The organism is Gordonia sp. 852002-10350_SCH5691597, assembly GCF_001665715.1.
GTDB lineage: Bacteria > Actinomycetota > Actinomycetes > Mycobacteriales > Mycobacteriaceae > Gordonia > Gordonia sputi.
In genome coordinates this window covers 1-4,532 of record NZ_LZMO01000186.1, presented here as the reverse complement: position 1 = coordinate 4,532, position 4,532 = coordinate 1, and the positions used below count along the sequence as shown (strand labels likewise).

3 protein-coding genes and 1 pseudogene are annotated in these 4,532 nt (G+C 66.7%); all 4 read left to right on the top strand.

What is annotated here, in order from left to right; genetic code table 11:
* Positions 1 to 98 precede the first annotated feature (98 nt).
* On the top strand, positions 99 to 1,265 hold the full coding sequence (locus A5777_RS13325) for an acyl-CoA dehydrogenase family protein (protein ID WP_064863013.1): 1,167 nt from the start codon (positions 99 to 101) through the stop codon (positions 1,263 to 1,265).
* A 13-nt stretch (positions 1,266 to 1,278) separates the two neighbouring features.
* Positions 1,279 to 2,775 carry an AMP-binding protein gene (locus A5777_RS13320; RefSeq protein WP_064863014.1) on the top strand — a complete coding sequence of 499 codons (1,497 nt, stop codon included), beginning with the start codon at positions 1,279 to 1,281 and terminating at the stop codon, positions 2,773 to 2,775.
* Positions 2,776 to 3,088: 313 nt separating this feature from the next.
* On the top strand, positions 3,089 to 4,081 hold the full coding sequence (locus tag A5777_RS13315) for a type IV toxin-antitoxin system AbiEi family antitoxin domain-containing protein (RefSeq protein WP_064863012.1): 993 nt from the start codon (positions 3,089 to 3,091) through the stop codon (positions 4,079 to 4,081).
* A 132-nt stretch (positions 4,082 to 4,213) separates the two neighbouring features.
* Positions 4,214 to 4,477 (top strand): annotated as a pseudogene (locus A5777_RS13310) (nitronate monooxygenase); the annotation flags it as partial.
* Between the last annotated feature and the right edge of the window lie 55 nt (positions 4,478 to 4,532).

The window sequence follows — 4,532 nt, the reverse complement described above, 5'->3', positions numbered from 1 at the left end:
TGATCAAGCTCACCTCGCTGATCGAGCCCACCCCGCTGATCGACCCCACCACGCTGATCGAGCTTGTCGAGATCACCACCCACCGAGGAGCACCCGCCATGGACTTCACCCTCCCCGAGACCGCAAGGGCGGTGCGCGATCTCGCCGCCGACATCGCGACCAAGATCAGCACCCACGAGCGAGTCGCTGCGCTCGAAGCCTCGTCGGCGCCGCTGGACGACCAGCTCTGGCGTGAACTCGCGGCAGCGGGCCTGCTCGCTCTCGAACTTCCAGAAACCCTCGCGGGCGACGCCGCAGGCGACCTCTCGACCGTCGAGAACACCGCCGTCGCAGAGCAACTCGGCACGCACCTCGCCCGCGTCCCCTTCGGACAGCACGCGATCGCGGCCGGCCCGATCGTCGCCCGATACGCCGCCACGAAGCTCGCAGCCGAGCTACTGCCCCGCCTCGCCGACGGCACACTCATCGCAACCGCCGCCGTCGAAGAAGACCTCGGCGACGACGCACTCTCACCCACAACCACTCTGACTCGAACCGACGACGGATACGTACTGCGCGGCAGCAAGATCAACGTCGGCTATGCCGCTGCGGCAGGGCTGCTATTGGTCACCGCACATGATCCCGATTCGGTCGCGGTCGCAGTCGTCGATGCCTCCGCCACCGGCATCACGATCACCGAAACCCGCACCACCGGCCTCACCCCGACCCATCACGTCGAGTTCTCCGACGTCGCACTCGACGACGCCCACGTCCTGCACGGCGTCGACGTCGTATCCGACCTCGTCGATCGCCTCACCCTCGCGGTCTGTGCCGAGCAGTCCGGTGTGCTCGCCGCCGCGCTGGACGCCACCGCACGCTACGCCCGCGAACGTGAACAGTTCGGACGGCCGATCGGCTCGTTCCAGGCCGTCGCACAGCGTCTCGCGGACGGCTACATCGACGTCTCGGCGCTGTCGCTGACCACCACCCAGGCCTCGTGGCTCCTCGCGCAGTCCGACACCGGATCGTCCGGCGACCCCGAGCACCCCGAAACCACCGGAAGCGCAGGCGTTTCCGCTGCCATCGCAACCGCGAAGTTCTGGGCAGCGGAGTCGGGGCATCGAGTGGCGCACACGGCCGTCCACGTCCACGGTGGCGTCGGCTTGGACACGAGCCACCCCACACACCGATACTTCCTGCGCGCCAAGCAGAATGAATTCACCCTCGGATCTGCCAACACATCGCTCCGACGGCTCGGCGACGCTCTCGCGGCCGAGCCTGCATGACGAATACGCCGTCGTGACCGTCACCGATCTCCTGTCGAAGCTGGCCGACGTCACCGACCGTGGACTATACGTCGACGACGACTTCGTCACGTGGAGTGAGCATCTGCGACGCTCCGCGCAACGCGCAGCCGTTGTCACCGGACTGTTGACCGACAGCCGACCACCCCACGTCGGCGTGCTGATGAGCAACGTCGCCGAGTTCAGCTATCTGATCGCTGCGGCGACGCTCGGCGAGTTCGTCGTCGTCGGACTCAACACCACCCGTCGTGGCGCGGCCCTCGCCGCCGACATCGCCACCGCCGACTGCGATCTGGTCCTCACCGACTCCGACACCCGGCACCTCCTCGCCGACGTCGACGTCAGCGCGCGAACGATCGACGTCGACTCCGGCGAGTGGCCGAAACTACTTGCACCCCATGTCGAGACACTCGTCGAGTTCCCCGCTTCCGCCGACGACGATCTGCTGATGCTGATCTTCACGTCCGGCACCACCGGCGAACCGAAGGCGGTCCGCTGCACCCATCGCACGTTCGCCGCAAGCGGCACGATGCTCGCCGAACGTTTCGACATCGGCCCAACCGACAACATCTACCTCTCGATGCCGATGTTCCACTCCAACGCCACCATCGCCGGCTGGTCGGTCGCGGTGGCAGGTGCAGCGTCGATCACGTTGCGGCGCAGATTCTCTGCGAGCGCCTTCCTCCCCGACGTCCGTCGCTACGGCATCACCTACGCCAACTACGTCGGCAAGCCACTCAACTACATCCTGGCGACCCCCGAGAACCCCGACGACGCCGAGAACCCGCTTCGGATCGTCTACGGCAACGAGGCGTCGGCACGCGACCGACGACGCTTCGCCGCCCGATTCGGGTGCAGCGTCATCGACGGTTTCGGTTCCACCGAGGGAGGTGTCGCCATCACCCGCACTCCCGACACTCCCGACGACGCCCTCGGACCATTGCGCTCACCGACAGCCGTCGTCGACCCGGAAACCGGCGAGCCCACACCTCCGGGCGAGGTCGGCGAGATCGTGAATACCTCTGGCCCAGGACTCTTCAGCGGCTATTACCGCGACGACGCCGCGACTGCAGAACGCATGCGCGGCGGGGTTTATCACACCGGCGACCTCGGCTGGGTCGACGACTCCGGCTACATTCACTTCGCCGGACGCCTCGGCGAGTGGATGCGCGTCGACGGCGAGAACCTCGGCGCCGGACCGATCGAGCGAATCCTACTGCGCAACAACCATATCCAACAGGCTGCGGTGTACGGGGTGCCCGTCGCGATCGGCGACGAGATCGAGGCCGTCCTGGTCGCCCCAACACTCGGACCATCAGAGTTCACCGACTTCCTCGCCGCCCAGCGCGACCTCGGCCCCAAGCAATGGCCCCACCGCGTGCGCATCGTCGACGCACTGCCCGAGACCGCGACCTTCAAGACACTCAAACGCACTCTGCGCGAGGCTGATTCACCCGCGACCTGGACGCGCCACGGCCACACGTACGGCTGACCATCAACCCGCCACCGCCGCTCCGCCCGGCCTACACCGCCCACCCCTCCCCGCCGCCGTCGCCGTCGCCGCGCAGAAACTAGGGGAAGGCTTCTTTCCTCCACTCTCCGACCCCTCCCCGCAAAACTTCGCGCGGAAACCCCAGAAACCCGAGGAAAAGTCGCGCCCCAACCCCGTCCACGTTGCCCGCGCCCTGCACCCCCAACCATCATCGGCACGACGACTTGTCCACAACGCCGCGAATCTGACCTACTTATCCACAGCCCGCCGTCGTCGACGACTCCCTTCCGCGACTTTCAGCCACGATCAGTCCGTGACCACATTCCCCGTATCCGACCCCGAAGGGTCAACGTCCGACAGCCGAATCATTTACCGACGCAGCGTAATCAGCGAGGGCGGCACCGACCGCGACATCCAACGTGCGCTCAAAGAACGACAGATCGACCGATTACGCCACGGCTCGTACGTGTCGTCTTCCGCGTACGCCGACCTCGAAGACCACGAACGCACCGAGACCAGATACCGCGACACGGTCGTGGCCGCGGCACGCAGCGGCACCTCCCGCCGATACCTCAGCCATCAGTCCGCGGCGGCCATGCTCGACGTGCCGCTCCTCGACCCCGACCGCTCAGCCGTGCATTTCGTTTCAGAGCGTTCCGGGCGCACGTCGCCAGGACTCGTCATCCATCAGGCACCGATCCCCGACCACCATCTGGTGACCGTCGACGGATTCCAGGTCACGTCGATCGAGCGAACCGTCTGCGACGTCGCGCGTCTCGGCACCTTCCGACAAGCTGTCTGCGCCCTCGACAGCGGGCTCTACCAAGGGCGCATACGCGAGCAACCCGTCGACCTTCAGCACATCGTCGACGCGCTCGGCCCCTGCCACGGGATCAACGTCCTCCGAACCGCGCTGCCCCTCGTCACCGATCAGTCAGAGTCGATCGGCGAAACGATCAGCCGCTGCATCCTCTGCGACGCCGAACTCCTCCCGAACCCAGAACTGCAGGTCGCGATCACCCTCCCCGACGGCACCACCTTCCGCTGCGACTTCGGCTGGCGCGACTCGACCGGCCGACTGCGCGTAGTCGGCGAGTTCGACGGTCGGATCAAGTACCACCGCGAGTCCGCCGCCAGCGGCCACGCACTTCCCGAAGAAGTGATCTACGACGAGAAGCTGCGCGAGGACGCCATCCGAGCCCGCGACATCACCGTCGTGCGCTGGAATTGGAACGACCTCGCCGCCCCTCGACGCCTCGTCGGACGAATTCACGATGCGTTGCAACGCGGCGGCGTCGTCGAGTGACCCGCGACGTCGATTGTCGGCCCACGCAGAAACTAGGGGTAACGATCCTTCCCCCACTCTCCGACCCCTCCTCGCAAAACTTCGCGGGGAAACCTCAAAAGCCCACGGAAAGAACCCTTCCCCGACTTCCTGCCCGCCCGACTGTTGAAGACGAAGTGGACCGACGCCTGGGATGCCCCCGGCGCTCCGGAGCCGCTGCCGATGCCGCTGCAGAATCTGCTCGTAGGGGAAGCACACGCGCGGATCTCGCATGCCGACGACGCAGGCGTCGTCGCCATGCCCGCGGGCCAGATCGTCGGCCGGCTGAACTCGATCACCCCTGTCGCCGAACTGGTCGCCGACCTGGTCAGCGAGTACCAGGAGTCCGCAGCACGGCTCGGGAAGACGCTGGAGTAGGGGGCTGGCGCGGGGTTGTGGTCGTCGGAGGTCGGAGGTTGGGGCGTGGGCAGGG

Excerpts from the sequence above, each read along its gene's own strand:
- A5777_RS13325 (WP_064863013.1), top strand. The coding sequence starts at position 99 with ATGGACTTCACCCTCCCCGAGACCGCAAGGGCGGTGCGCGATCTCGCC.